At 58.3% G+C, this 23,094-nt stretch carries 27 protein-coding genes; all 27 read left to right on the forward strand.

Annotated elements, in window-relative coordinates; all coding sequences use genetic code 11:
• Window positions 1-183 precede the first annotated feature (183 nt).
• The 27 genes from F7R26_RS39655 to trbJ all read left to right on the forward strand — a co-directional run bounded on the left by F7R26_RS39655 (window position 184) and on the right by trbJ (window position 23,086).
• Window positions 184-1,050 (forward strand): hypothetical protein, encoded by an 867-nt coding sequence (locus F7R26_RS39655; protein ID WP_150986925.1) that lies wholly within the window; start codon window positions 184-186, stop codon window positions 1,048-1,050.
• A 23-nt stretch (window positions 1,051-1,073) separates the two neighbouring features.
• Window positions 1,074-1,940 (forward strand): SprT-like domain-containing protein, encoded by an 867-nt coding sequence (locus F7R26_RS39660; protein WP_150986926.1) that lies wholly within the window; start codon window positions 1,074-1,076, stop codon window positions 1,938-1,940.
• A 252-nt stretch (window positions 1,941-2,192) separates the two neighbouring features.
• Window positions 2,193-2,633: a hypothetical protein gene (locus tag F7R26_RS39665; RefSeq protein WP_150986927.1), complete on the forward strand. Its 441-nt coding sequence runs from the start codon at window positions 2,193-2,195 to the stop codon at window positions 2,631-2,633.
• Window positions 2,634-2,962: 329 nt separating this feature from the next.
• Window positions 2,963-4,711, forward strand: coding sequence for a DUF6884 domain-containing protein (locus F7R26_RS39670; protein ID WP_150986928.1), 1,749 nt, complete (start codon window positions 2,963-2,965; stop codon window positions 4,709-4,711).
• A gap of 60 nt (window positions 4,712-4,771) precedes the next feature.
• Window positions 4,772-5,182, forward strand: a complete 411-nt coding sequence (locus F7R26_RS39675) for a hypothetical protein (RefSeq protein ID WP_150986929.1) — start codon at window positions 4,772-4,774, stop codon at window positions 5,180-5,182.
• Window positions 5,183-5,248: 66 nt separating this feature from the next.
• Window positions 5,249-5,845 carry a thermonuclease family protein gene (locus F7R26_RS39680; RefSeq protein ID WP_150986930.1) on the forward strand — a complete coding sequence of 199 codons (597 nt, stop codon included), beginning with the start codon at window positions 5,249-5,251 and terminating at the stop codon, window positions 5,843-5,845.
• 3 nt (window positions 5,846-5,848) lie between these two features.
• The gene (locus F7R26_RS39685; protein ID WP_150986931.1) at window positions 5,849-6,136 is read left to right on the forward strand and encodes a hypothetical protein; all 288 of its coding nucleotides are present in this window, start codon (window positions 5,849-5,851) and stop codon (window positions 6,134-6,136) included.
• Between the two features lie 48 nt (window positions 6,137-6,184).
• A complete protein-coding gene (locus tag F7R26_RS39690; protein ID WP_170301899.1) occupies window positions 6,185-6,322 on the forward strand; it encodes a hypothetical protein in 138 nt (45 codons plus the stop codon).
• Between the two features lie 68 nt (window positions 6,323-6,390).
• On the forward strand, window positions 6,391-6,717 hold the full coding sequence (locus F7R26_RS39695) for a hypothetical protein (protein WP_150986932.1): 327 nt from the start codon (window positions 6,391-6,393) through the stop codon (window positions 6,715-6,717).
• 24 nt (window positions 6,718-6,741) lie between these two features.
• Window positions 6,742-6,942 carry a DUF3717 domain-containing protein gene (locus F7R26_RS39700; RefSeq protein ID WP_170301900.1) on the forward strand — a complete coding sequence of 67 codons (201 nt, stop codon included), beginning with the start codon at window positions 6,742-6,744 and terminating at the stop codon, window positions 6,940-6,942.
• Between the two features lie 47 nt (window positions 6,943-6,989).
• Window positions 6,990-7,751, forward strand: a complete 762-nt coding sequence (locus F7R26_RS39705; RefSeq protein ID WP_150986934.1) for a P-loop NTPase family protein — start codon at window positions 6,990-6,992, stop codon at window positions 7,749-7,751.
• A 30-nt stretch (window positions 7,752-7,781) separates the two neighbouring features.
• On the forward strand, window positions 7,782-8,357 hold the full coding sequence (locus F7R26_RS39710) for a hypothetical protein (protein WP_150986935.1): 576 nt from the start codon (window positions 7,782-7,784) through the stop codon (window positions 8,355-8,357).
• Window positions 8,354-9,046, forward strand: a complete 693-nt coding sequence (locus F7R26_RS39715; RefSeq protein ID WP_150986936.1) for a P-loop NTPase family protein — start codon at window positions 8,354-8,356, stop codon at window positions 9,044-9,046. The genes F7R26_RS39710 and F7R26_RS39715 overlap by 4 nt, the downstream gene beginning before the upstream one ends.
• 1 nt (window position 9,047) lies before the next feature.
• Window positions 9,048-9,686, forward strand: a complete 639-nt coding sequence (locus F7R26_RS39720) for a hypothetical protein (protein WP_150986937.1) — start codon at window positions 9,048-9,050, stop codon at window positions 9,684-9,686.
• Between the two features lie 19 nt (window positions 9,687-9,705).
• On the forward strand, window positions 9,706-10,584 hold the full coding sequence (locus F7R26_RS39725; protein ID WP_150986938.1) for a hypothetical protein: 879 nt from the start codon (window positions 9,706-9,708) through the stop codon (window positions 10,582-10,584).
• A 62-nt stretch (window positions 10,585-10,646) separates the two neighbouring features.
• Window positions 10,647-10,946 carry a hypothetical protein gene (locus F7R26_RS39730; protein ID WP_170301901.1) on the forward strand — a complete coding sequence of 100 codons (300 nt, stop codon included), beginning with the start codon at window positions 10,647-10,649 and terminating at the stop codon, window positions 10,944-10,946.
• A gap of 1,349 nt (window positions 10,947-12,295) precedes the next feature.
• Window positions 12,296-12,652: a helix-turn-helix domain-containing protein gene (locus tag F7R26_RS39740; protein ID WP_150986940.1), complete on the forward strand. Its 357-nt coding sequence runs from the start codon at window positions 12,296-12,298 to the stop codon at window positions 12,650-12,652.
• A 259-nt stretch (window positions 12,653-12,911) separates the two neighbouring features.
• A complete protein-coding gene (locus F7R26_RS39745; protein ID WP_150986941.1) occupies window positions 12,912-14,096 on the forward strand; it encodes a hypothetical protein in 1,185 nt (394 codons plus the stop codon).
• Between the two features lie 142 nt (window positions 14,097-14,238).
• The gene (locus tag F7R26_RS39750) at window positions 14,239-14,634 is read left to right on the forward strand and encodes a TcpQ domain-containing protein (RefSeq protein WP_170301903.1); all 396 of its coding nucleotides are present in this window, start codon (window positions 14,239-14,241) and stop codon (window positions 14,632-14,634) included.
• Window positions 14,635-14,636: 2 nt separating this feature from the next.
• A complete protein-coding gene (pilN, locus tag F7R26_RS39755; RefSeq protein WP_150986943.1) occupies window positions 14,637-16,319 on the forward strand; it encodes a PilN family type IVB pilus formation outer membrane protein in 1,683 nt (560 codons plus the stop codon).
• Window positions 16,316-17,713: a type 4b pilus protein PilO2 gene (gene pilO2 / locus F7R26_RS39760; RefSeq protein WP_150986944.1), complete on the forward strand. Its 1,398-nt coding sequence runs from the start codon at window positions 16,316-16,318 to the stop codon at window positions 17,711-17,713. The genes pilN and pilO2 overlap by 4 nt, the downstream gene beginning before the upstream one ends.
• A complete protein-coding gene (locus F7R26_RS39765) occupies window positions 17,700-18,182 on the forward strand; it encodes a hypothetical protein (protein WP_150986945.1) in 483 nt (160 codons plus the stop codon). Before pilO2 ends, F7R26_RS39765 begins: the two co-directional genes overlap by 14 nt.
• A gap of 8 nt (window positions 18,183-18,190) precedes the next feature.
• The gene (locus tag F7R26_RS39770) at window positions 18,191-18,490 is read left to right on the forward strand and encodes a hypothetical protein (RefSeq protein ID WP_150986946.1); all 300 of its coding nucleotides are present in this window, start codon (window positions 18,191-18,193) and stop codon (window positions 18,488-18,490) included.
• A gap of 10 nt (window positions 18,491-18,500) precedes the next feature.
• Entirely contained in the window at window positions 18,501-18,836 is a 336-nt protein-coding gene (locus tag F7R26_RS39775; RefSeq protein WP_150986947.1) for a VirB3 family type IV secretion system protein, read from the forward strand.
• A gap of 5 nt (window positions 18,837-18,841) precedes the next feature.
• The gene (locus F7R26_RS39780) at window positions 18,842-21,445 is read left to right on the forward strand and encodes a VirB4 family type IV secretion/conjugal transfer ATPase (protein ID WP_150986948.1); all 2,604 of its coding nucleotides are present in this window, start codon (window positions 18,842-18,844) and stop codon (window positions 21,443-21,445) included.
• Between the two features lie 280 nt (window positions 21,446-21,725).
• Entirely contained in the window at window positions 21,726-22,343 is a 618-nt protein-coding gene (locus F7R26_RS39785; RefSeq protein ID WP_150986949.1) for a hypothetical protein, read from the forward strand.
• Window positions 22,343-23,086, forward strand: a complete 744-nt coding sequence (gene trbJ, locus F7R26_RS39790; RefSeq protein ID WP_150986950.1) for a P-type conjugative transfer protein TrbJ — start codon at window positions 22,343-22,345, stop codon at window positions 23,084-23,086. The genes F7R26_RS39785 and trbJ overlap by 1 nt, the downstream gene beginning before the upstream one ends.
• Window positions 23,087-23,094 lie beyond the last annotated feature (8 nt).

The following is a 23,094-nucleotide window of genomic DNA, read 5'->3' on the forward strand; positions in this document are numbered from 1 at the left end:
TGTTTCCGTCTATGGATTTATCCATAGACCTGACTAGGGTTTCGGCATGCCGATGCCCACAGAGTGTATGCCATCTGCTACTATAAAGAAATCACGAAAAGGCATAGTTTCCTGACGCGTGCCGGGTGAATTCCCGGCTGTCCGCGTGCAACGACGCTCGCCACAGTCCAGACCGCAAAGCAGATGACAAAGCTTGAAACTCATGAACTCGAAAGCGTAGAGCGGGCGCGGAAACTCCTGCTCGCGAAGTTCTTTGATAGCGCGGCTACGGACAAGCTGCGGAAGAAGGAAGCTGTTCGCCAACTGCTGGGAACGATCATCGCTGTACGAGAAGCTGGGATGTCATTTGACGAGATCGCGACCATCTTCAGTGAAGCGGGGCTCGTTCTCAATGCCAACACGTTGCGCTTGTACTTCTATCAATTGAAGGCGCAGGCCGACATTGCCGCGCACGAAAAGGCCCACGCCGACCAGGTCGCGCGCACCCGATCTCAGCTGGAGAGCGACGACCGGCAGCGCTTTAGCCAGGATGCGCTGACCGAGGCGCAAGCCGTGGCGAAACGTAAGCGCTCCCCGCACTTCCCCGAACCGCCCCCAGAGGTGCCGCCGGCGGCGGCGCCTTCTGCGATGAAGCCGCAGAAGGCGGAAAAGCAAAAGCCCGCGCGACCCCTTATGGGGGTCGCGCCGCCGCCCCCAACGCATGCGTTGGGGGCGGCGATTTCTAGGGCGGGGGAGGGGTCCATTGAGCCGCCGGCGGAGCCGAGTAAGCCCGTGCCCGCCGAAGCGCCTCCCGTTGCACCGAGAACAGAAGGCATCGGCCCGACGATCGAAGAGGCTCAGCAGGCCGGCGCTAGCATCCAAGGCGTGAGGCCAGATCTCCGCGAGAACGTTGTCCTTCACCAAGGGCGTCTGTACTACGAGAGCGGAGAAGCGTTTGACGCGACGCTTTCCAAGGCTCAGGCGTACTTGATTCGCCAGACGGGCAAGATCATCGCGCCCACGGTCATGACGTCCACGAAGGACTTCGTGACGATGCCGACCAAACTCTGAAACGCTTTTTCCAACGTCAGAAAATGACCTTTGACAGTGAATTGGATTGTACAATCCAAACCGGATTGACGACCTCGGACGGCATCCTGACCGGCCAGATCCGCGTAGCGGCAACACCAGAGATGTACGGGCCGCTGGAAAAGCTGTACGACGTATTCAACGAAAAACTCTTCGGCGGCGCCTTGCCGGGATGCCTTCTCACGCTGCAGCGCGAGCGCAGAAACTCTTACGGGTACTTTTCACGAAAGCGCTGGGTGAGCAGAGCAGGGACGTTCGCGGATGAGATCGCACTCAACCCAAACCACTTTGCCGTCACGCCGCTGCTCGAAGCACTGCAGACCCTGTGCCACGAAATGGTCCACCAGATGCAGAGTCTCTATGGCAAACCTGGCCGGCGCGGCTACCACAACAAAGAGTTTGCTCGAATGATGGCGGAGGTCGGCCTTCAGGCGTCCAACACCGGCAAGCCTGGTGGAAAGGAGACGGGCGAGTCGATGTCGGACTATCCCATTGCCGGCGGAAAGTTCCTGCAGGTAGTCGAGGATCTCTTAGCGTCGGGATTCACAATCGCATGGATGGACCGCTTTCCTCCGGTCGCTATCGTTCAACTAGCCGCAGCGAACACTGCCGCGCCGGCGGATCTCGGCGACGCCGCATCAGAAGCACTAACGTTGGCCAGCCTTCCGCTTTCAGCCGACACGCTTGCCAAACTCTCCGTCCAGGCTGACCCCAGTCAGCCTCCCAGCGCCCCAACCAGGACAAAGTACACCTGCGCGTGCATGACAAACATATGGGGCAAGCGGGGGATTCTTGCAACGTGTGGCGTCTGTGGCAGCCAGTTCCTTCCTGCGAAGCCAACGGTCGCCGACCGCGAAGACGACAAGCCGTAGGCCGCCGGCGGGCGGCTGCAGGGAAACCTAATTCGCTAGATTTCGAGTCCTTACGAATCAATGGGTTGCCAACGTATAACGTAGCCGGGGACGCCAACGCGGGGCCAAAATAACTAGACTGAGCGGGATTCCCAGCGCGAATTCGTTAGACTGAGCCACCTGACCGTTTCCAGGCGCGGGAGGCCGCTTCCGGCCTCACTGCCTTCGTCCAGTGCATGTCAAAATAGCGCATCACCATCAACGCCAAACAATATGAGAACAGCCTCGGTCGCTCTTTCAATGCTTTTGACGGCGTCGCCACTTCTGCCAAGTGGAGCCTCAGCGACTCCAAAGGATGAGTACGGGTTGCAAGAGCGCTGTGGGAGCCGCGCCGAAGAATGGTTCAAGAAAGAGTATGGCGGCGGCATAGTCAACACCAAAGATGGCCGAGCGATAGCTTCGTACAGGAATCACTACAACACCCGATTGAACAAATGCTTCGTGGTCCTTAACTATCAAGACCTTCCTTATAAGAACAAGAAGTCCAAACCTTCGAGGCAGATTGGTCTATTTGACTTGAACGAGAAGAAGGACTATGGAAGTTTCTTCAAGTTCAGTGACAGCGAACTCCTCTTTGAATGTGTCGTCGCTGACAAGATATGCAAGTCCCAGTCCGAGTGGGAGGCACTCATTGCCCCGTTCATGGACGACTGATCGTTAGGCGTCGCTGCTGAGTCCTCCCGTTGATAATCGCTCGAGGCTCGACTGAGCATTGTCCGAGGAGCTTTAGATGAACAGCGCTCGTTTGGGTCGAAAGCGGCCGTCCATCGTCACCGTTGAGCATCACGCGCCTGCATCGGCTGCGCAGCAATCCAGTTAGTTCCGGATTTCCGGTCCAGCAAAGGCGCACGTAGTCCAGCTAATTTCGGTTACCTACAGCGGCGTTCGAGGCCAGCAGGCAAAATCAAGCTCGGGATATTGCAATGGCAGTTTAACTGCCATATAATACTACACATATAGCAATGTTTTTTAGGGTTGGTTCGATGCACCTGAACGTGACACACACGAACGAAACGCTGGGCCTCTTGGCAATGCTCGGCGTTCCGGCTGCGGCCAGGCAATTGACGCTGTTTTGCGATGAAGCGCATGAGCCTATCCCTGGTCGGTCCAAGCTGACCCGTCGCGCCACGCTGGATCTTTTCGCCCTCACGGCCAGCGCCTCTACAAAGGCTATTGCCTCCCTCGCGGCGAAGGTGGCGAGATTCGCTTCCGGCATGTCACGAGCTCGAGATTTCGGCGCCGCTGGTCATGCTGGTCATGCTGGGCATGCCGTGGGCGTGGACGTGGGCCAACTGTCCCGCAAAGCGATGGGCGAGCTCGCGGAGATGGTCGCTACGAAGCGTACCCCTGTGTTTGTGGACTCGGGCGCCTACAGCATGTTTCGTCGGCAGCAGGCTGATCTGGCCGCCGGCAAGAAAGTCGTCGCGCTCGACTTCGGCCAGATCCTCGCTCGCTATGAGCAACTGGCCGAACTGATCCACGAGAAAAACGAAGCAGAAGAGCAATTGCCGGCACCCCTCGTCTCTCTGCCTGACGTGATCGGCGACCAGCACGGTTCGCTCGATCTTCTGAAACATCACTCGGCCTGGATAAAGGCTACCGCGCAATTCAATGTCCTGCGTCTCCTTGTACCGATCCCCCGAGGCGACAGCTACACGCTCTCGCACTACTACGACGCGGCGGTATTGGCTGCGGGCACCGACAACTTCGTCGTCGGTATCCCGACGGTTGCGAATCCTTGGTCCCCTGCAGAAGTGACTGCCTTCTTGCTCGATCGCAAGCCACAGGCAATTCACTTCCTCGGCTCGTTGCATGACAGCCGGCTGACGAAATGGCTCAAGGCAATCGTCAATGCCGGCATGAGCGACGCGATAGAAGTCTCCGCTGACGCGAATCCGCTCCGTAGCATGGTCCTGCCGCGCGACGGCACCAAGCTCGCGCCGGGTGAGCGGTGTGATCGGATCATCGACGGACTCAGCGCGCGCGCTCGCGCTACGGAACTCTCGAATGTCTTCGCACAATACGGTGGCCGGGATCAGATGCGCGAGGCGCTGGGCGGCGCAGATTTCGAGCGTCAACAGCGATTGCTGGGCCTGATCTCGGATCTGTCAGGCACACCGCAGGAAATTGTGCGGCGCGACTTCGGGTTGGCAGATGGCCCGATCGAAGGCGATCGGAAGGTGGAGCACGGCACAGAGTACGTTCTGCGAAATGGCCGCTGGCGGACCAACGCAGAGCAGTCGCAATCCGCGCCCTCAAGCACGAAAATCGTTGGCAGCGAGCGCCTGTTGCTCGTTGCGTGCTCAGCAGCGAAGAGGCAAGGGCGATATCCAGCGGCGGCCCTCTATACCGGCGCGCTTTACGGCGTGCTCAACAAGTGGATTCCTGCCGGGCATGCGCGGCCCGATGTGCACATCCTTTCGGCCAAGCATGGACTCGTGAACGGCGCCACGGAGCTCGAGACCTATGACCAGCGCATGACGCCGCAACGCGCTAAGGAACTGGCCGCTCAGGGCCTGGATCTGTCGCAATTCAATGGGAAGCGCTACCGCGAGGTCTTCATCGCCGGCGGTGCTGACTATCGCGAGGTGGCTCGTGCATACGTCCAGCAGCTCCAGGACGCGGGAGTCATTGCCGCCGACGCCTCACTCGAATCAACGAAGGGCGGCATCGGTGAAATCCGCGGGCAACTTGGCGCCTACCTGCGTTCGTGCACTTTCGATTCCCTCTGACCAACCCACGCCCCGATTGCGCCTTACGCGTCATCGTCAACTACACAGGACAAGAGCAACATGATCAACGTCAACCTCCAAGCCATCACCGCACAAATGATTCAGGCGTCCATCAGGGATGCCGATCTCGATGCGGCCCTGCAGCCGCTCATGGCCGTCGCCGGCATCCTCCACGGAGACGTAGCGGCGGCACACTTTGCCTCAGTTATGGATTCCGACAACTCGCAGTGGCAGGAGGGCACTTTTGAACAACGGGAGGCTTTCATTCGTAGCTGGATGGATCACGAAGCTGCTGCATTGCGTCGCCAAACGCGTGCTGGTTTCGTTGAACTCGCGGCACGCACCTATGACGACGGTACAACTGTCGTGGTCGACCAGGAGGAACCGGAGATCCGCCTCGCTGTTGAACCCCCCGGCGCTCAACGCGCTTGGGTCAAGGCGTGGGTATGGGTGGATCAGCAAGCCTCATAACAGCCAACCGCGAGCGCCATAGAGCGCTCTACGTCCCTTCTCTTCCTCCCTGACTCATCTAAAACCATGACATCACTATTGCGCTACGTGCTTGCCATCATCTTTGCCGTCTTCTTTGTTTCGGCTTCCGCTGCCGACTTCTCAGGGAAAGTGGTAGCCGTCCTGGATGGAGACACCATCGACGTTCTCGTGGACAAGACACCCATCCGCGTCCGCCTGGCTGGCATCGATGCCCCAGAGAAATCGCAACCCTTTGGCTCGCGCTCAAAAATTGCCCTGTCGAATCTTGTCTACGCAAAGCAGGTCCTCGTTCAGGACCAGGGGCCGGACCGCTACGGAAGACGCATTGGCTTCGTATGGGTGGATGTCCACGTGACCGCAGAGTGGATGCCGGAGGGCACCAAGATCCCGGCCTACTGGAATGGCTCGCACTGGAACGACTGGATCACACCGCAGTTCACTGCGGAGGGTATCGCGATGGTGGCGGCGGTGATGCCCGACGTCGTCTTCTATGACAAGGCGAGCGGCAGGGTCTCCGTGGTCGATGATCCGGGCGAGGGAGATGTGGGGGTCTTCGAGGTCAAGCCAGTCGACACTTTCGTGGACGGCAAGCAGATCCCTACATACGAGATCGAAAACTGGTGCTGGGAACTCTCGGAGTAAGGAATGAACACGCTGTTCAAGAATGAGGAAGCGCCCGAACGGTCCACAGATGCAAAAGCGGAGGCCTTCGCAGAGCGAATCAACATTCTGATGGGAATTGATAGCTGCAGGTGGTGCCGGATGTCGCGTGCTTACTTCGCGATCGTGCCCGTCCATATGACCCTTGTTGCCCGAATGATCAGGCAGTTGTTTGAACAAGCCGGGTGCGCACGGGTTACGTATTCCCGCGAGGCTGGCTCGCTCGAGGCCGGTATCGACGGTCTCCAGGTCAGCGGCTACCTGGTTGCGTAGCAGATGGCCAACACTAATCGAATCGAAAACTAACCAAGGAGATACCCGATGTTCATTGCTCGTTACCGCGACACCAAACGTGAAGTTGAAACGCTCGGCACGTTGGAAGAGGCGCTGATGTGGTTGCAGACACGCGCTTTGCCGGGTCTGTTCGAAGTTGTCGGACCGCGTTCGTTGAACGCATGATAGGCGGGTCCACCAAGAGGGGCCATAATGTGCGCTACGCTGGATATCGCACTATCTTTGCCCCTTTTATGGAATCAACCGAAATCACCATCAACGAACACGGGTTCTATCAGTTCCCGATTCGAGACATTCGTCGGCTGTTTGTTGTGCTCGTCGCACTGGAGCGAACTGGCTTGACCAGCACGGTCGCCCTCGAAGATCTCACGGGGCACCATAGGCACACCATCGCTGGTGATCTGCAGAGGCTTCGCACTGAGCTGTACGTGGATATCTCCGTGACGGACGGACTATCTGAGAAGCGCCGCCCTGTAAAGCTCTACGAACTCGTCGGCTGGGGCCCGATACTGAATCGCGAAGGCGTGGTCGCCGCGGCGCAAGCCACAGAGGTGCTCTAGGCCACGATGACTTGGAGAGTCACTATGAAAGTTGGCATTGTTTCGATCGAGGCGGCGATCAATAGGAGCCGCAACGCGGGGGGGATTACCGGCGTCACGCTGTCTGCTGATGTGCGCGCCCTAGCGGAGGTTTGGGGCACCATGATCTATTACGGCATGACCGAGATTGACCTGGACAGCATTACCATTCACGCTCGCGAAGCGTTGGCACGTTGGACCGATTAAAATCGGCAAAAAGTAATTTTTTTAATTTACTAAAGGAAGTTTCATACATGGCTAAAGAAACCAAAAAAAGCACCGGCTGCCCGGTATTCATCTGCCACGGCGACAAGGGCGGCGTGGGCAAGTCGATGGAATGCGCGGTGATCTGCGATTGGCTGGACAAGTCCGGAATTGAATTCGCGCTGGTCGACGGCGACACGAGAAATCCGGACGTTGCCCGCATGTTCAAATCGGTTGCCCCGGTCGCTCAACTGAACCTGCGCACGCATGACGGCTGGATGGATCTCACGGACTTCATGTCCGAACATAGCCATCGCGTGATCGTCATCTCGATGCCGGCTGGCATCGGTGAAGAGCTTAGCAAGGAGGGCGCCTCCTTCGTGAACACGATCCGCCTGCTGGAACGACCGATGCACCTGTTCTGGGTCATCAACCGCTTGCCGGACAGCGTGAACCTGCTCTCCGAGGCAGAGAAGACCCTCGGCGGCGATCTCGCAGGCAGGTATGTCGTGAAGAACCTCTACTTCGGTCCCGCCGAGAAGTTCACGCGTTGGGATACCAGCACGACCCGTTCGAACTTCGAGCAGGCCGGTGGCGTCACACTGAAGCTGCCCGAGCTCCACGAGCGCACCGTGGACAAGCTGTACGCCGACAACGACGCGATCATGCCCTTTTCTCGGGCGGTGCAGCCCGTAGGACAGCACAAGGAAAGCGTCCACGGCTTTACCGCCAGCGAGAACATGGAACTGGTGCACTGGGTCACCACTAACCACAACACGCTCGAGTCCATTCGTCATCGTCTGGGCCTGTAACTTTTCTGACGTTGGAAAAAGGAGGGGTAGATGGCCAAGTTCAATTTCCGCCGGGGTGAGGCCGTCATCCACTATTCATTGGTGGGCCCGCACCGGGGATATTGGGGTCGCAAGGTCGGAGCGTTCCGAGTGCTCGCGACCAGCCCCTCCAGCCTGGATTCAGGTGCCTGCATCTCTGAGAGCGATCTAGGGCACACAATCTTCCCAGCCCCTAACGAGCATGGCGTCTACGATGAGCGCCATGCCAAGCAGTTTGCCTATCGCAGCACCAGTGGTAGAGATCACGCTGTCGCATACGTTCTGCATATCGGGCCGGATCGCTGGGCCTACTCGTTTAGCCTCACCATCGCTACCGGCGGATACTGCGGCTTCTCGAGTGGCATCTCTGACGATCACAGCGAGAGCACCGAAGAGTCGGCTACCCGTCTTGCCCTGACTCAGTTGATCGTCATGCTCCGCGACACGCTTGACAACGCCAGCGTCACAAATCCGGAGAGACGACGCAAAGCAGTCCGTTCGGCAATCATCGCCCTTCTTTCCCAGCTTTCGTTAGTCGACAGGACTGCTATACTTAAAGCAGTCAATGAAATATCGAAAGGCGGATGATGGATAAAGTTGTGTGGCTGGTAGCCGGCAATAAAGGAGGAGTGGGCAAGTCCGTCGTGGGAAAAGCACTCGCCGGCTGGCTTCGTAGCCAGCCCGTTCCAGTCATCGTTGTGGATGGGGACGAGCGAACGCCGGACGTGGCGCGCGCTTTCGAAGACTCGCTTCCTGTCACTGAACTTCGCTTGGACGACGAAAGCGGTTGGCGCGAGTACGCCGACTTCATTGGGTCAAATCGGCTCATTGGGCACATCGTTACCAATCTCCCCGACGGCGTGACAGACAAGGCCATGGGCTTCTTGGAACGCTTCCGAATCGTGGCTGAAGCCCACGGCTTCACCGTCAAGGTGCTGTTCGTCATGAACAACCTTCCCGACGGCCTGCATTTGCTGCCCGAGCTCCGGCTTGTCCTCCCCCGCCTCTTCCCCGTCAAGAACCTACATTTCGGGCCGCCCGAAAGCTTCGTTCATTTTGACCAAGCCTACGGCCTCGGATCTGCAGCAGACACCGTGCTTTTCCCTGGGCTGCACCCACGAATTATGAGCGTTGCCCGTGAATCAGGTCTCGCGTTCAGTGCGTTTGCGAATCAGCGAGGCAATACCCCTACCAACTTCACTTGGGCCAAGATCGCCGTCGCGAATTGGTATGCCGAGGCTTGTGAAGCGTTAGACGAAACCCTTTACGGAGAATGACATGAGCCAGTTGGACAAGGCGCTTACTGCCTTGATCGGACGCGATCCGACCACGGAGGAGATCGCCAAGTTCTACCAGATCAAGGAAGCTTGCGGCTTCTCGGAACATGACTCGGTGTGGTCGCTCATCCTCGCCTTTGGCCACTACGAAATCTTGTACAAGGACATCGCTGACAAGATCGGCGAACAGTCAATCAAGACTCTCGCGGACCACAAGCTAGCTCTCGATTCGACAGCGGCCGCCGCAGAACGTGCAATCAAAAGCAACCTGGTGGACTCCGTTCGGGAGACCACAAGCAAGCTCCTGGCCGAGGCGCAGAAGACTGGCACCGCTCTTGCCGCGATTCAAGCTAAGAAGGGGCTGCTCATTGGCGCTGTTACCAGCCTGGGTGTTGCGACGGTGCTTCTGTTGTGCGCCGGCTTTCTAGGCTACTCGATTGGCTCCAAATCAGCCGGGCCAGCCGCTGCCTGGCTGCAAACGGCGGACGGCGCGGCTGCTCAACGTTTCGCGCAGATGAACGCAGTGAGAACAATGCTCGATTGCCCCGCCCCTTATCAAACGCACAGAGAAGGCTCGGCCACCTATTGCGTGCCTTTTGACCCCCAAGCCAAGAAGACTTGGGGCTGGCGTATCAACTAACCTTTAGAAAGGGAAAATAATGAATCTCATCCCCGAGGGAGCAATCGCAACACTCGTTGCGGTTGACCGCACCCAATCCGATCATCAGATTCCGAGCACGATGGGGGTCTACTCGTATGAGGCGTCCGACCATGACGCCGAACTCTGGACCTTGGAGGATCTTGAGCGCGACGGCGACGGCTCGCTACGGCTCGACGCAGAAGGCAGCAAGATCTCCATCTATGGCCCGTCCGTCGACAACATGCACAACGCCAACAACATCGCCTCGATGCTCGGCTGGAAAACGTGCCAGCTATTCGGCAAGGATGCAGCCTCGGAACAGGCGGTCCTCCGCCAGCTCGTGAACGTCGATGTCCTGAATGCACCTCCGACGTCCGCCGCTGAGATCCCTCCGCCAGCCGCTCCGGTCCAGAGCCATCCCCCAAGCGTTCCGCCCGCGAGACGCACCTCGGCTAGTCGAGAGGATGCGTTTATCGATCTGCCGCCGGGGCTCGATTCGCCCGTGCCGCATGACGGTAACGCAGGAATTCCCCCAGCCATCGGCGGTCATGATGCCGGGCAACTGGCGGACATCACCCAGGTGGTCGAAGACTTGGCGGCAGCGGAGGCCGAGCGCGATCGGCTGGCCGATGAACTTCGCTCAGCCTCTAGCGAAAAAACTAGGTTGCAAGTCCTGGTGGAGAACCTGCAGAGAGAGAATCGAACGCTCAAAACCTCCGGCGCTCAGGTAGAGCCGGGCGCGACGAGCTCCGCACTGCTCAACGCCTTGATCCAGTGCGCAGAAGCGCAGTTGGCCGAGCGTTTAACGGCTGGCGCCCCTGGTGAAGAGCCGCTACTCGGCATCCTTCGTGCCCATGGCTTCGGTATCCGGCTCAACATCGTCCCAATGACGGCTTAGTAGAAAGGGGGCCGGCCCGGCCCCCTACTCCTCCGGGCTGCGATTTCCAACGTCAGAAATCCATGATGGGCGATCAGGAAGAGCCGGCGGCGAAATGCGCAATTCTCTACCGCCGATTGGCGCATGGGATTGCTGATGTATCCAACGCCGCCGGCGCGACGAGTGAGGCTGTAAGTCGCCTGAACGCTGTCGCCGCGCGGATGCGCGAACTTTGCCAGGAAGTTGAAAGGTTGCTAGAAACATGCGCGGAAGAAACGATCTCCGAGTCATCTCCCTTCTGGGGCAAGCTGAACGCGGTTCAGCGGGAATGCTCGCGCCTCGAGGGTATTCTGCGGGGTTGCGACGTTGCTCTCATGCGATAGCGTCCCTGCCCTCCTTTGTCCGGACTTGCATGCTGGCGCTGGGGGCTGCCGGCGTCGGCCTAGCCGCCTGGCACGGTTCCGTATTCCTACTTGCCCTTCTGCCGGCATTCGTCTTCTGCTGGGCAAATGCGCGCAGCAAACTCCAAGCATTTGTCATCGCCCTCGCCTACTACTTGGCAGCTGCACGTGGCCTGGTCGTGGGAGCCACAGAGTTTTTTTCGACAGCCGGCGGCGAGAAGGACTGGCGGATCGGGCTAGCAATATGGATCGTGCCGTCTCTTTTGATGGCCGCTGTCTGGTGCATTTGCTGGGGGCGGCATCAGCGCCCTCTTCGCGTGGCTATCGCGATCGCGTTGCTCGCCCTTCCCCCTGTTGGCCTTGTCGGATGGGCGAACCCTCTAACAGCAGCCGGCGCGCTCTACCCCGGCCTTGGATGGGCCGGGCTCGTATGCACACTTGGGGTCCTATGTTGCGTTGCGGTTGAACTCCGAACGAAGCGCACCGTCTTCTTGTTTGCGGCGCTTTGCGCACTCTCGGCTTTCCTCAATGCTACATATCGTGCGCCGCCCCCCTCCCCAGCTTACGTAGCTGTGAATACAGATTTCGGGCGTGGTGTTGCTGACGGAGACGATTACGGGCAAATGCGTTCTCTTCAATCCGCGGTGGCCAAGGTCTCCGCTAGCGCGGCACCTGATTCGATCCTGGTTCTGCCAGAATTGGTGGGAGGGGAGTGGGGAATGAACGAGCTCTGGTGGGCAGACATAGCCGCCGCTCTCAATAGGAGGAAGCAGACGGCTCTAGTAGGGGGCCGAAAAACAGTCGCGCCAGGTCGATATGAGAGTGGCATGTATGCCATCGGTGCGCATGACAATGCAAAGTATGTGGCACGAGTTCCGGTGCCAATCGGCATGTGGCGTCCTTGGGCCTCATCGTCGGCGCTCGGACAACCGTTTGGGAAAGGATCTGTCCGAATTGGGAGTCAGGTCGTCGGAGCCGCCATTTGTTACGAGCAGTTGCTTGTGCTTCCTCTGCTAGTAACGATGGCCGAAGATCCGACCGTGCTGGTCGGCACCTCTAATATATGGTGGGCTCGTCGGACGAGTATTCCCGACATACAAATGGAAGTTATGTCTGCATGGGCTCGCCTGCTCGGATTGCCCTTGATCTATGCCGCCAACAAATAGCAAAAGAACCCGGATTTTGATTTTTCCGGGCAGTCTCACTAATTTCGGTTCAAATTCGGGTAAACCAGTAGCAAATGGCGGGGACCTTGACACAGAGTGATGGCGGAAGCTATTCTTACCGTCACTATGTGAGGGTTGTTTACCCCAAGATACAAGGAAAGCCACATGCAAGCCCAGACTTATATTGCTGCTGCTTTCGCTCCCGCCCAACTTTCGCTTCTGAACGAAGCAGAATCTTTGATCGGAGCGGACGGCAAGCCAAGCCTGAAAGCAATCCGAACTCAGGTTTTCAAGAAGACCCAGGAACAACTGGCGGAGCTTCTTGGAGTAAGCGTGAGCACCTACGTCTCTTGGGAAAAGAAACGGCGGGAGCCCTCAGGCGCGGCAAAGACGCTGATTCAGATGGCTTTTGCCAAGCCCAAGATGGTGGAACTGATTCTGAACGAAATGCGCGACGCAGAGCAAGGGGCCCGTGTGGGCAATGCCAGCTCTGCCGCGGAGATGACGAGTATGGCGATGTAGGCCAAAAAGACAAAAGCCCAAGGCGGCAACCTCGGGCTCTTGAAAGAAGCGACTTAGTAATCGGGCGATCCACTAGGTCAGGTGTGACGGGCTAGGGTCACAAGGCACAACTCGCGCCTTTGATTCGATTCTACTCCCTTCACCCTGGCGTTTGCAAGCGCAACCTCTACGGTGATGAGATGCATCCATATAGCAGTATTTCCAAGCCCTTTTCCATGGGCTTCGCAGGGCACTTCTCCTTCAACGAAGCGTTGATGGCATGAGAAATCGCCTCCTGCAAATTACCCGCAGCGTCATCGCATACCTGCCTGAGCTCAAGCCCTACACCGGTTCTGTCGTGGGGTGCCTGCTCATGCAGCAAATGGACTTCTGGTTCAATCAGAAGCCAGACGGCTTCTATAAGTTCCTCAGCCCTGCTAGCGAGCATCCGGACTACCGCGATGGTGATAGCTGGACCGAAGAGCTTGCGATCAGTGAAGCAGAGTTCCGTACCGCTGCCGACAAGATCTGCCACCGCTGGCCCTCCAAGTCCGCATTCGACGCGGCGGACGACAAGTTCCAGGGCAAGTTCTATTGCTCCGTCTACGACCGCCGGCGGCAATTGACAACCTACTTTCGCAACCATCCTCTGGTGGATGCGTGCCTGGACGAACTCGCAGAACGCAATGTCACGCGCGTGAGCTCGAATGAATCGCTGACCAGGCGTTACGAAATCAGCCGGGAACGCGGCTCAGACCGTCAATTCACCCGGCAAAATGGCCCTCAGGCCCCCGTTTTCCCTGTAAATCAAGAACCCTCAGCCACAGGAAGTGAAGAGATCCAACTTCCTGTAAATCAAGATTCTTCATTTACAGGAAACGCACATGATCTGGTTACAGCAGACTCGCCTCCTGAAGCTACTGGAACCGAGCCTGAACCGGTTCCAGTAGGCGAAGAATCCCCATCTGAGGAGATGTCAAAGCCCGAGTTCCAGCAAGCGCAGAAAACGTCGCTGCCGAATGAAACAAAGAAAACGGGTTCAAAGACTTCCAAACAACTACAACCCGAAAACCGTGGTTGTAGTTCTTCTGACGGACTTGTTTTTCCCGAAAGCCTGACGCAAACGGAGCGCATTGCTGTCGAAAGCATGCTTAGCGGATGCCCGCTGGCTTATCGCCAGGACGTGCTGGACGAAATTGCTGGCTACAAGCGCGCTGGAACGATCCGCTCGTCTGTTATCGCGTTGACCAGGCAGTTGATCGAAGCCGTGAAAGCGGGCTCGTTCAGTCTGAACGTGGGGGCAGCCGTCAAGGACGCCCGAGAGTCGGCTGCTGGAATGGCGCGGCGTTTCGCTGCTGCGACATCCATGCAGATAGACCCATCCACGCTCAGCATGGACACCATCAATAAGCTGCCTCCGGCCCTGCGCGCTAAAACGCTTGCATCGATCGGGAGGGCAGAGTGAATTCGGTCCGGCTTTTCCAACGTTGGAAAAAATGCCGGACCGCTAACGGCGCGTAAGCCTGCGAACATCGTTGCGTTGATGATATTTTAATATCATAATTGAACGGTGGGCGCGAAGCGCCTTGAACATGAGAGGGCACCTGATGAGGCATCTAATCTTAGGGCTGGCGCTTCTTCCTTTGACCGCGACCGCTGGCCTGGTTGTGGAAGACGAAGGAGAAAAGCCAGCCGTCGTTGTGGCAGCACCTGCGCCGGCGCAAGTGATAATCCCGGTCGAAATCTGGAAGGGTGAGCAGGGGAGTACCCTGAGCGACTCCCTTCAGCAATGGGCCAACCGGGCGAAGTGGGTCGTCATCTGGGATGCCTTCAAAGGCGCCGAGAAAGTCGACTACGGCCTGCCGGCGCCTGTAACGTTCCAGGGCACCTTCGATAGCGCGGTCGCGCAGTGGATTCGTAGGTATGAACGAGCGGACATCCCGCTTGTTGTAGACATTCAGCCGGATCAACGAGTGGTGTATATCACTGTCAGGAAGAAATAGTCATGCGCAAAATCCTTATCATCGCGCTGAGTGCAATATATATGTCTGGTTGCACATCAGTAGACAACTTCCGCACGATCAATCGCGATCTTCTTCAGCGCCAGGTTGACGCGCAAGCGCAAATGGCCGCCATGAAAAATGCTGGGACTGAGCGGCCCCGTGAGACCGTGCGTTACTTGAGCGACCAGTTCGTCAGCCTCACGCCGATCCTGCAGAAGGTGAACAACGCGGCCCCTTCGTCGCCACTACTGCGTTGCCGCATTTCGATAGAGACGGTTGCGCCGATCAGCATGCTCGAGTTCGCGCAAACGATCACGCGCAAGTGCAAGGTAAACGTTCGAGTCACGCCCGACGCGCTAGCGGCGGTCCAGAACCCCTTGGCCAACGAGGGGACCGCTGCGGCTACAAACACGCCTATGGCTCCGCCAATGCAGCCGCAGCCCATGGGCGCGCAGACCGGTTTGGGGAATGCAGGGCAGATCGGCCTGCTTGATCTCAACTACCACGGTGAGTTGTCCGGCCTCATGGATACAGTTACGTCGCGCTGGGGTGTGTCCTGGAAGGTCGAGGACGGCAAGATCAAGATCTACAACGTAGATACGCGCGTGTTCCTGCTTTCTGCGTTCAACTCTGACACCACACTGAAATCGGACGTGCAAAGCGGAACTACGATGGTAAACGGCACGTCTGCCGCCGGTGCTGGTGCATCGGGATCGGGCGGTGCGGGCACAAGCACCGCCGGTGGCATTGGGGGCTCCACCGGCTCCCAACAAAGCACGACCGTGACTCTGAAAATGGAGTTGTGGAAGGACATCATGGAGACCGTCAAGGGCATGAAGTCACCGAAGGGAACTGTCGTGGGCGCGCCATCCACCGGCACCATCACAGTCACCGACAACGAGGATGTTCTGAGCAGGATGGAGCGCTATGTAACACCGCTCAACGCTCGCCTTGAGAAGCAGGTGGTGTTCGATGTGGATCTTGTCTCGGTGGAAACCAACGACACCGATGCGCTCGGCCTTAGCTTCAATGCGCTCTTCCAAACTCTGAATCAGAAGTATGGCTTCTCGCTGGCGAGCTCGTTCTCGGCACCGACTGCGGCAGCCAGTGGAACATTCTCTATTCTCAAGAATTCAGGAAGCCGCTGGTCGGGCACCGACGCAATCGTGAGCGCCTTGTCGGAGCAGGGCAACGTTGGGTTGCGCAGGGCGCCGTCGGCGACGACCCTCAACCTACAGACCGTCTCAGTGCAGGTTGCGCGTCAGAAGGGCTTCGTGGCGGGCTCTACGACGACGAACACGGCTCAGGTGGGCTCCACGACCACCCTGCAGACTGGCATGGTCACTACTGGCCTCAACATGTCGCTGACGCCATATGTGTTCGAGGACAATCGAATGCTGGTGGCATTCAGCATCAACCTGTCTTCCCTCCTGAACATCCGGGCAGTTAGCCGCGGCGACACGTATGCTGAACTGCCCGAGTTGAACCTGCCGATCAACATGTCGCAGAAGGTAAGGCTTGCTTCCGGCGATACCATGATGTTGTCCGGCTTTGACGACGAAGACACCAATGCGACGCAGACGGGGACGTTCACTCCCTCGAACTGGTTGCTGGGGGGCGGCATAAACGGTACGAAGCGCAAGACCAAGCTCCTGGTTCTCATCACACCCAGGGTGATGCAATGAAATTCCCATCGCGGAAGATGCGTCCACCTGAGAAGAAGGCGGTAGCAGCTTCGGAGTCGTCCGAGATTGCCATTATCACGATCCACGGGAAGAAATTTGTCAGCGGGCTGTTCTGGCAACCGCTGTCGCGTGCTCGCGCATACATGGGCGAAGCTCGCGAGCTAGGGAAGAAGCACGACTGGGATATTGTCGCAATCCGCCGTGGTCGGGCACGCATCCAAGCCGGCTTCGTGAGCAAGGACCGTGGCGCGTTGAAGGGCATGTACAGCCTTGCGGCCAGTCTGGCGGGAGTGCTTGGGGATCGGTGGATCGGCGCATTCGCGGTGGACGATCAGGACCGATACGCGGTTGTAGCCGTGCACGAAGGCACGATCGTGCCCGGTTTCGATCGCATCGTGCATGGTTTTGAGGAGGCAAAGCAACTCCTGATGCACGGGATCAACCTGCTCGATTTCGGCGAGAACGTCTTTGCGCCGCAGGCCTTCGGCGTCGCGCTGCAGGAGCATGATCTCCCGTCCGTCCTCAAGCCAAAGCTACTGCGGCCCGAGTACAAGCTCAAGCAGTTGACCTTCGGCCTGACGAAGAAGGAGATCGGCGTGCTGGCCGTTGCATTGCTGATCGCTGGTGTTGGGATCTTTGCCTACGGAAAATGGGCAGAGCATCAGGAAGCGCAGCGAATCGCTGAACTCCAACGACAAGCCGAACTTCGCCGTCGCGCGCTTGCGCTGCTCGAAGAGCAGTCGCGCAAGAAGCAGACGGTCAAGGCTCTCGAGCATCCGTGGGCGCACATGCCATCGGCTCTGGCCTTCACAAGCGCGTGCAAGGAAGCGAGTGCCGCTACGCCGCTGAGCATCGCTGGCTGGGTGGAGAGGGATTCATCGTGCGTGGCTGGCAGTGTCGTCGTTGCTTACGTCAGGGGACAAAAAGGCGCCACGGTGGAAGCATTCCACGACGCCGCGAGCTCACTGAAGGACTGGCGCGTTGCTGTTCTAGACTCCAGTATCGAAGCGACGATCACGCGGGATCTATCGATGCCTGCAGCCGGCGATGAGCTGCTTCTCGATGCGTCCGCCGCGAAGATGCGCCTTGCTTCGGAGGTGCAGGGTTGGGGCGACGACGTAGCCAAGCTTGTCAGCATTGTGCATCGGGACATCTCGGTCCCCAAGCCTCCACCGGCGCTACCCGGTCAAGTCACGCCGGCGGCACCTCCTCCGCCAGAACCGACCTGGCAGGAGTTCACGTTTGAATTCAAAACGGGTCTACCACCGGCAAGACACGTTGAGCGCCTCAAGGATCTACCTGGCTTGCGGCTCACCAACATCACGGCGACGCTCACCCAGGAAGAAGCAAAACTCGAATGGACGGTCAAAGGGGATCTGTATGCGAATCGGTAAATATGCAGTAGTGATCGGCGTGGCTGCCATCAGTAGCGTTGCCGTGGCGGCGAACGTAGCCAGCGAGGACCAGCTCGGAGAAGTCAACGCACAAACGATTCTTCTCAAGGCTCAAGCCAAGATGGAAGAGGCTCGGCAAGATCTGGTATCGAAGTCTGGGGGCGGCTACGGGGACAACGGCGTATTGCCCAATGTGCTCAAGATCGATCGCGTCAATGATGATCCTGTGACGGCGGAACTGATCTTCGCCGGCAACGTGAAGGTCGAGGCAAGACAAGGCACGCGCCTGCCCGGAGGATTCCGTGTCGACGCCATCAACATGACGGCCAGGACTGTCGACCTTACCCGGGGGAAAGAACGGTACACCGTGGGAATGTCGTCCTCCGTTCCCCAACAGCAGAAGCCAGCGCAGGGAACCCCTAACTTCGGGCCAACCGGCTCGCCGTATGTGCCATCCGTGGCTCGCTAGGGGAAAACATGGGCGCTAACGATCTTACCGCAATGGGTGGAGCCTTGCCTTCCGTCGTGTCTGCGACGGGAAGGCTGGCCATCCCCGTAGCGCATCGGGACAAGATGTACCTCGGCGACGATCAGACGCTGTACATAGCAGGCTCGTATGCCACGGATGGCGGCTTCATCTGGGGCGAGGAGTTCACGGGCATCATGAAGAAGATCGTGAACGTGGTTATGGCCGTCAGCATTCTCATCGGCGCATCGAGTTTCATCGGGTGGATCGCGATGAAGATGGGCGCGAGTATCGGCAGCTGCCCTGCTTGAAAGGTGAGACATGAGCGGAAGCCATCGCAGTGAGCTGATCAAGGTCGCCATTCATCGCGCTGGCGTCCGCGTATTGACGTTCCTTGGGGGCGAGCGCAAGCAGGTGATGATTCTCCTGTTTGCGACCGTCTATCTCGCCTACATCCTCACGCTGCGCTTTGGGATGTTCGTGGCTGTTCCGGTCTGTGGAGTCGTATGGCTTCTCGGGATGGCGGTGCTGAGGCGAATGGCGACGAGTGATCCGCAGATGTGGGCTGTGCTCAAGCGAGCTCGCAAATACAAGGGCTTTTATCCTGCGAGAGGCCGGTTCGATGCCCCGCAACCGCAGTATCGGGACTACAAGTAGACGCCATGACTGGATTCCTTTTCTTCATCTTCATCCTCATCATTGAAGCGGGTCTTCTCTTGTTCGCATTCCTGCGCCATCGGCCAGGAATGCAGGAAGAGTTTCGCGACTCGGAAGCCGGTTTGGCAGATCTTCTTCGCCATGCCGAACCCATAGCTGATGGAGTTCTATCGGGAAAGGGCGGCGAGATTATCGGCGGCTTCTTCTATCGAGGGACCGATACCGAATCGTCCACCAACCACGAGCTCGACATGATCTCGGCCCGCGTCAACAATGCGCTTGCGCGACTTGGCTCGGGCTGGATGGCGCATATCGACGCGATGCGGTCTGAAGCGATTGGCTATCCGGACCGGACTCCATTCGTGCATCCGGTGGCAGAACTCGTGGATGAGGAGCGACGCCTGCAGTACAGCGGAGAAGGCCTCCACCATGAGAGCCGCTACGCAATCATCCTCACATATCTCCCCCCACTCGCCGCGGAAAGCAAGGCGCAGTCGATGATGTTCGAGCACAGCGAGGATCTGCGGGGCATTAAGACGGCAACGCGGGAGAAGCTTGTCGCGCAGTTCAATACGATTCTGGATTCACTTGAGGGCGAGCTCGGGCTAGTCTTTAATGCCATCACCCGAATGCGCTGCCACGAACGAACCAATGCTGCTGATGGCCGGAAATACCAGGTCGATGATCTGCTCGGATACGTGCACTACTGTGTCACCGGCATTGCCCAATATATGGCATTGCCGAAGGCGGGTGTGACTGTCGACACGATCGTCGGCAGCCAGGACTTCGTCGCCGGGAATACGCCCAAGGTCGGCGCGAATCATATCCGCATCCTTTCCATCGAAGGGTTCCCATCGCACGGCTACTCGGGCATCTTGGATTCCCTGAATTCGCTGCCGGTCACCTATAGGTGGAGCACGCGGTTCATCTTTATGGACCCCGAGGAGGGTAGGAATCTTCTGGAGAAGATGTTCAAGAAGTGGCGGCAGAAAATTCGCGGGCTGCGCGATACGGTGTCAAACAACTCAGCAGGGGCGGTTGACCAGGACGCCCTGGAAATGATGATCGATGCCCAAACTGCCATGGGAGAGGCGGCCGCAGGTAGAGTTCGATTTGGTCACTACACCAGCGTGATTGTGCTGATGAATCAAGATCTCCCGGCCCTCCTGGAGGCGGTAGAGATGTGCGCGAAGGCGATCCGTACCCTCTCGTTCGCCGTTCGCGTGGAGACGATCAATGCAGTAGAGGCATTCTTGGGGAGCATTCCGGGGCATGGCTATGAGAACGTGCGTCGGCCAATCCTTCACACGATGAACCTCGCGCACTTGATCCCCACGACGGCGACGTGGCCGGGTCTGAGTACCAATCCCAACCCGTTCTATCCGCCGAACAGTCCGCCGTTGATGTACGCGGATACAACAGGTGGAACGCCGTTCAGGGTCGGGACGCACGTGGGCGATGTCGGGCACTTCCTAATGCTCGGCCCGACGGGCGCAGGTAAGTCGACGTTGCTTGAACTGATGGGCCTTCAGCACATGCGCTACCGTAGAGCAAGGACGATCAAGTTCGAGAAGGGCTATTCGTCCTATGTCGCTTGCGCGTCTGTCAACGGTGCGTACTACGATCTGGCTGGGGAGCACCCTAGTATCGTGGGAGGCAAGGAGTATCGCGACGCGCTGTGTCCCCTGCGCCACGTCGATCAGCCTTCCTGGCGGCTCTGGGCCCTGGACTGGATCGAGACGTGCTTGGCGCTTTCCAAGGTCGAGGTAACGTCGCGCCGGCGCAATCTCATCGCTAATGCCCTGGTGTCGATTGGAAACGCAGACCCTGACCAGCGGACGATGACCCATTTCGTGTCCCAATTGCAGGACAGCGATTTGCAGGAAGCGCTAAAACCGTACACGCTGGCCGGCAACAACCAGATGCTGGATGGCGAAGACGATACGCTGCAGGGCGCGCACTTCATTGTGTTCGAGATGGAACACCTGATGGGAAAGGGCGCACAAATCGCTGTGCCGGTACTCCTGTACCTCTTCCGCAAGGTCGAGACGATGCTGGATGGCTCGCCCACGCTGCTCATTCTCGATGAAGCGTGGCTCATGCTTGAACATCCGATCTTCAGTGCGAAAATCAAAGAGTGGCTCAAAGTCATGCGCAAACGGAACTGTTCGGTCGGCTTTGCCACCCAGTCGATTTCTGACGTTGGAAAAAGCTCGATTCGTGACGTTCTCTACGAAAGCTGCCCTACGAAGATATTCTTGTCGAATCCCGAGGCGCAACGTAACGTGAGTGTGCGGGAGGAGTATGAGCGCATCGGCCTCAACGATCAGCAGATCGAGCTCATTGCCCAAGGCGTGAAGAAGCAGGATTACTTCTACATGTCGCCGTTAGGGCGCCGCCGCTTCCGCCTTGGCCTTGGCCCGGTGACTTTGGCCTTCGTGGGCGTCAGCGGCACCGAAGATATTGACCACGCGCGGCGCATCCTTGCCTCGGGCACGCGGAACTTCGGCGCTGAATGGCTGCGCCACTGCTCCACGGCAAAAGTAGAGTGGGGCGATGGCCTTGCGGAATGGGCCTCGTTGTTGGAGAACCGCCAAGCTGCGGCTTAGAGATTCTGATATTGTAATATCATGGATAAGTGATATAATTAAAGCAACTAGGGAGGTTGATATGACGACGTTGTTTCTCCTCGTTTTGGTTGTGGCGGGTCCGCTTGTTGGCGCGGCTGCTGGGCTGTTTGGCGGGCTGATTGGTTTTGCCGGCGGACTCGCCTTCCGGGCCGCTCGTGTCGCTGTTCGCGCCGTTGTGCGCGCGGCAAGAGAACGGCGCCATCAAATTGCGCTTAGGCAGCACTAGACTGCGCCGACTCATCCCTCAAGGTAAAAGAGCATGAAGAGCATTTCGCGTGTTTTCGGCGTGGCCGCGATGGTCATAACGAGCCTCGCGGCGTCTGCCACATTCGCCGCTACCCCTTTCGTACCTGGTCCTTCAACCATTACGGTTGCGAACCAAACTCTAGGGTGCGCTGGACGTATGCCAGTCGTGACGCTCAACCTCCTGGTGAACCCGGAAGACGCGGGGAGGCCTGGGCTCATCTATGTCGGGGTTCATGACCCCCAGCAAACGCAGGCCGCGCTGCTGAACCAAGATTCGGCTTGGGAGGCATTCACGGGCGCTGCCCTGATCCCTCACATTGTTCGTCGCGATGGGCTTTCGTCAGTCCGGCTGAGCATTCCCCTGTCGAGCTCACCTAGCTATCAGGGCTGGAGTCTTTACGTCGGCTATGGCGCCTTGACGCTCGCTAGCGAGGCAATGGTCCAGAAAGCAGTGGTGGCTGTCGCTAGCGTGAAAGCACGGTATCCGGATCGCCCGGTCCCTGCGGTTGATGAGGACCATTTCAAACGGTCCCTGATCCAGGAGGATATGCGCAAGAACACCAAATACCGGTTTGTGCGCGCATTCACGCCTGAGCTCATGTCGATATGTGAACCCCAAGGAGGAAACTGATGAAGAATCTGAAAATCATGTGTGCAGCGGCAGTCTTGCTGCTGTCGAGCGTCACGTCGAACGTCGCTCAAGCTGGGGCCGTCGTTGGCGCCACTGAGCCCACGCAGATTCTCAACAATCTGCAACTGGTCTTGGCCTATGCCGAACAGGCCCAGACGAGTGCCAACACAATGAACCAGTATGCGGCGATGCTGAAGAACCTCGAGCGCATGACGCCGAGCAGTTTGCTCGATTCAGCAGCGCAGCAGCTTTTTGTCGACAAGAACATGTCACAGGCGTTCAGCGATCTGCGAAACATCTATTCGAAGGGCCAGCAGACGGCCTACTCGCTCGCGTCGGTGAATCAGCAGTTTAAGAGCAACCACCCCGGATACGGCGGGGCGGTGGACTTCTCCTCGGCCTATAGGAACTGGTCGGATTCATCGCTGTCGGCAGCAAAGAACGCGATCAAGTTGGTCACCGCCCACTCGGAGAACTTCGCCACCGAAGAGGGGATGATGAACGAACTGGCCTTTAAGTCGCAGACGGCTGCAGGTCAACTGCAAGCCGCACAGGCCGGCGCGGCGATCAGTCTGCAGATGGTGGGGCAGATGCAGAAACTCCGCCAGGTGGCGCTCGCGCAGGTGCAGAGCCAGAACGAGTTCGCTGCGGCAGCGCAAAGCGAGAAGGACGCGCAACAGTTGGGCGTGGAGAAAGCGTTTGGCGGTGTTGCATCCAAGTCCGTGAAGGGCCAGGCCAACTAGGAAAACTC

This window comes from Cupriavidus basilensis (genome assembly GCF_008801925.2).
Classification (GTDB): domain Bacteria; phylum Pseudomonadota; class Gammaproteobacteria; order Burkholderiales; family Burkholderiaceae; genus Cupriavidus; species Cupriavidus basilensis.

What these genes read in the sequence shown, in the direction of transcription:
- F7R26_RS39655 (WP_150986925.1), top strand. Translation starts at nt 184, where the DNA reads ATGACAAAGCTTGAAACTCATGAACTCGAAAGCGTAGAGCGGGCGCGG.
- F7R26_RS39660 (WP_150986926.1), top strand. Translation starts at nt 1,074, where the DNA reads ATGACCTTTGACAGTGAATTGGATTGTACAATCCAAACCGGATTGACG.
- F7R26_RS39665 (WP_150986927.1), top strand. Translation starts at nt 2,193, where the DNA reads ATGAGAACAGCCTCGGTCGCTCTTTCAATGCTTTTGACGGCGTCGCCA.
- F7R26_RS39670 (WP_150986928.1), top strand. Translation starts at nt 2,963, where the DNA reads ATGCACCTGAACGTGACACACACGAACGAAACGCTGGGCCTCTTGGCA.
- F7R26_RS39675 (WP_150986929.1), top strand. Translation starts at nt 4,772, where the DNA reads ATGATCAACGTCAACCTCCAAGCCATCACCGCACAAATGATTCAGGCG.
- F7R26_RS39680 (WP_150986930.1), top strand. Translation starts at nt 5,249, where the DNA reads ATGACATCACTATTGCGCTACGTGCTTGCCATCATCTTTGCCGTCTTC.
- F7R26_RS39685 (WP_150986931.1), top strand. Translation starts at nt 5,849, where the DNA reads ATGAACACGCTGTTCAAGAATGAGGAAGCGCCCGAACGGTCCACAGAT.
- F7R26_RS39690 (WP_170301899.1), top strand. Translation starts at nt 6,185, where the DNA reads ATGTTCATTGCTCGTTACCGCGACACCAAACGTGAAGTTGAAACGCTC.
- F7R26_RS39695 (WP_150986932.1), top strand. Translation starts at nt 6,391, where the DNA reads ATGGAATCAACCGAAATCACCATCAACGAACACGGGTTCTATCAGTTC.
- F7R26_RS39700 (WP_170301900.1), top strand. Translation starts at nt 6,742, where the DNA reads ATGAAAGTTGGCATTGTTTCGATCGAGGCGGCGATCAATAGGAGCCGC.
- F7R26_RS39705 (WP_150986934.1), top strand. Translation starts at nt 6,990, where the DNA reads ATGGCTAAAGAAACCAAAAAAAGCACCGGCTGCCCGGTATTCATCTGC.
- F7R26_RS39710 (WP_150986935.1), top strand. Translation starts at nt 7,782, where the DNA reads ATGGCCAAGTTCAATTTCCGCCGGGGTGAGGCCGTCATCCACTATTCA.
- F7R26_RS39715 (WP_150986936.1), top strand. Translation starts at nt 8,354, where the DNA reads ATGATGGATAAAGTTGTGTGGCTGGTAGCCGGCAATAAAGGAGGAGTG.
- F7R26_RS39720 (WP_150986937.1), top strand. Translation starts at nt 9,048, where the DNA reads ATGAGCCAGTTGGACAAGGCGCTTACTGCCTTGATCGGACGCGATCCG.
- F7R26_RS39725 (WP_150986938.1), top strand. Translation starts at nt 9,706, where the DNA reads ATGAATCTCATCCCCGAGGGAGCAATCGCAACACTCGTTGCGGTTGAC.
- F7R26_RS39730 (WP_170301901.1), top strand. Translation starts at nt 10,647, where the DNA reads ATGATGGGCGATCAGGAAGAGCCGGCGGCGAAATGCGCAATTCTCTAC.
- F7R26_RS39740 (WP_150986940.1), top strand. Translation starts at nt 12,296, where the DNA reads ATGCAAGCCCAGACTTATATTGCTGCTGCTTTCGCTCCCGCCCAACTT.
- F7R26_RS39745 (WP_150986941.1), top strand. Translation starts at nt 12,912, where the DNA reads ATGAGAAATCGCCTCCTGCAAATTACCCGCAGCGTCATCGCATACCTG.
- F7R26_RS39750 (WP_170301903.1), top strand. Translation starts at nt 14,239, where the DNA reads ATGAGGCATCTAATCTTAGGGCTGGCGCTTCTTCCTTTGACCGCGACC.
- pilN (WP_150986943.1), top strand. Translation starts at nt 14,637, where the DNA reads ATGCGCAAAATCCTTATCATCGCGCTGAGTGCAATATATATGTCTGGT.
- pilO2 (WP_150986944.1), top strand. Translation starts at nt 16,316, where the DNA reads ATGAAATTCCCATCGCGGAAGATGCGTCCACCTGAGAAGAAGGCGGTA.
- F7R26_RS39765 (WP_150986945.1), top strand. Translation starts at nt 17,700, where the DNA reads ATGCGAATCGGTAAATATGCAGTAGTGATCGGCGTGGCTGCCATCAGT.
- F7R26_RS39770 (WP_150986946.1), top strand. Translation starts at nt 18,191, where the DNA reads ATGGGCGCTAACGATCTTACCGCAATGGGTGGAGCCTTGCCTTCCGTC.
- F7R26_RS39775 (WP_150986947.1), top strand. Translation starts at nt 18,501, where the DNA reads ATGAGCGGAAGCCATCGCAGTGAGCTGATCAAGGTCGCCATTCATCGC.
- F7R26_RS39780 (WP_150986948.1), top strand. Translation starts at nt 18,842, where the DNA reads ATGACTGGATTCCTTTTCTTCATCTTCATCCTCATCATTGAAGCGGGT.
- F7R26_RS39785 (WP_150986949.1), top strand. Translation starts at nt 21,726, where the DNA reads ATGAAGAGCATTTCGCGTGTTTTCGGCGTGGCCGCGATGGTCATAACG.
- trbJ (WP_150986950.1), top strand. Translation starts at nt 22,343, where the DNA reads ATGAAGAATCTGAAAATCATGTGTGCAGCGGCAGTCTTGCTGCTGTCG.